General features: G+C 53.7%; 1 rRNA gene. It reads right to left on the bottom strand.

The window, feature by feature from the left end:
• Positions 1 to 105: 105 nt before the first annotated feature.
• A 23S ribosomal RNA gene (locus DBR20_RS00645) occupies positions 106 to 2,594 on the bottom strand; the annotation flags it as partial.

The raw sequence follows: 2,594 nt of genomic DNA, 5'->3' as shown, positions 1-2,594 counted from the left end.
TTGCAAAGAGACGCGCCTGAGCGCCTGCCTCTCGTTTGGTCTTGTGACGTAGCGTGCACTTGGATCTATCGACATGTCATGTCGGCCAAGGCAACTTGAGGTTATATGGTCAAGCCTCTCGGATCATTAGTATCAGTTAGCTCAATACATTGCTGTACTTACACACCTGACCTATCAACCACGTAGTCTACATGGTTCCTTCAGGGGGCTTGTGCCCCGGGAGATCTCATCTTGAGGCGCGCTTCCCGCTTAGATGCTTTCAGCGGTTATCGCTTCCGAACATAGCTACCCGGCAATGCCACTGGCGTGACAACCGGAACACCAGAGGTTCGTCCACTCCGGTCCTCTCGTACTAGGAGCAGCCCCTCTCAAATCTCCAACGCCCATGGCAGATAGGGACCGAACTGTCTCACGACGTTCTGAACCCAGCTCGCGTACCACTTTAAATGGCGAACAGCCATACCCTTGGGACCGACTACAGCCCCAGGATGTGATGAGCCGACATCGAGGTGCCAAACACCGCCGTCGATATGAACTCTTGGGCGGTATCAGCCTGTTATCCCCGGAGTACCTTTTATCCGTTGAGCGATGGCCCTTCCATACAGAACCACCGGATCACTAAGTCCTAGTTTCCTACCTGCTTGATCCGTCGATCTTGCAGTCAAGCACGCTTATGCCTTTGCACACAGTGCGCGATGTCCGACCGCGCTGAGCGTACCTTCGAGCTCCTCCGTTACTCTTTAGGAGGAGACCGCCCCAGTCAAACTACCCACCATACACGGTCCCCGATCCAGATAATGGACCCAGGTTAGAACGTCAAGCACGACAGGGTGGTATTTCAAGGATGGCTCCACTGCAGCTAGCGCCACAGTTTCATAGCCTCCCACCTATCCTACACAGACGAACTCAACGTTCAGTGTAAAGCTATAGTAAAGGTTCACGGGGTCTTTCCGTCTTGCCACGGGAACGCTGCATCTTCACAGCGATTTCAATTTCACTGAGTCTCGGGTGGAGACAGCGCCGCTGTCGTTACGCCATTCGTGCAGGTCGGAACTTACCCGACAAGGAATTTCGCTACCTTAGGACCGTTATAGTTACGGCCGCCGTTTACTGGGGCTTCGATCAAGAGCTTCGCCTTGCGGCTGACCCCATCAATTAACCTTCCAGCACCGGGCAGGCGTCACACCCTATACGTCCACTTTCGTGTTTGCAGAGTGCTGTGTTTTTGATAAACAGTCGCAGCGGCCTGGTTACTGCGACCCTCTTCAGCTATAGCTCGCACGAGCCACCAAAAAGGGTGCACCTTCTCCCGAAGTTACGGTGCCATGTTGCCTAGTTCCTTCACCCGAGTTCTCTCAAGCGCCTGAGAATTCTCATCCTACCCACCTGTGTCGGTTTACGGTACGGTCTGCGTAAGCTGAAGCTTAGGAGCTTTTCCTGGAAGCGTGGTATCAGCAACTTCGCCATAAAGGCTCGTCTCGGTGCTCGGTCTTAAAGGATCCCGGATTTGCCAAAGATCCAAACCTACCGCCTTTCCCCGGGACAACCAACGCCCGGTATGCCTAACCTTCTCCGTCCCTCCATCGCACTTACGCGAGGTGCAGGAATATTAACCTGCTTCCCATCGACTACGACTTTCGTCCTCGCCTTAGGGGCCGACTCACCCTGCGCCGATTAACGTTGCGCAAGGAAACCTTGGGCTTTCGGCGTGCGGGTTTTTCACCCGCATTATCGTTACTCATGTCAGCATTCGCACTTCCGATACCTCCAGCAGACTTCTCAATCCACCTTCAACGGCTTACGGAACGCTCCTCTACCGCGTACATATAAATATGCACACCCCAAGCTTCGGTTCACTGCTTAGCCCCGTTAAATCTTCCCCGCAGACCGACTCGACCAGTGAGCTATTACGCTTTCTTTAAAGGGTGGCTGCTTCTAAGCCAACCTCCTGGCTGTCTGTGCCTTTCCACATGGTTTTCCACTTAGCAGTGAATTTGGGACCTTAGCTGTGGGTCTGGGTTGTTTCCCTTTTCACGACGGACGTTAGCACCCGCCGTGTGTCTCCCATACAGTCCGTCTCGGTATTCGGAGTTTGCAATGGTTTGGTAAGTCGCGATGACCCCCTAGCCATAACAGTGCTCTACCCCCGAGAGGATACATATGAGGCGCTACCTAAATAGCTTTCGAGGAGAACCAGCTATCTCCGGGTTCGATTAGCTTTTCACTCCTAATCACAGCTCATCCCCGTCTTTTGCAACAGACGTGGGTTCGGGCCTCCAGTACCTGTTACGGCACCTTCACCCTGGCCATGACTAGATCACCCGGTTTCGGGTCTACTGCCCGCGACTATGCGCCCTTATCAGACTCGGTTTCCCTTCGCCTCCCCTATACGGTTAAGCTTGCCACGAACAGTAAGTCGCTGACCCATTATACAAAAGGTACGCAGTCACCCCTTGCGAGGCTCCTACTGCTTGTACGCACACGGTTTCAGGATCTATTTCACTCCCCTCTCCGGGGTTCTTTTCGCCTTTCCCTCACGGTACTGGTTCACTATCGGTCGGTCAGTAGTATTTAGCCTTGGAGGATGGTCCCCC

The organism is Stenotrophomonas sp. HMWF023, from assembly GCF_003060985.1.
In the GTDB taxonomy this organism is placed as follows: domain Bacteria; phylum Pseudomonadota; class Gammaproteobacteria; order Xanthomonadales; family Xanthomonadaceae; genus Stenotrophomonas; species Stenotrophomonas lactitubi.
The sequence above is the reverse complement of the archived record's forward strand: the minus strand, read 5'-3'. Positions and strand labels throughout refer to the sequence as shown.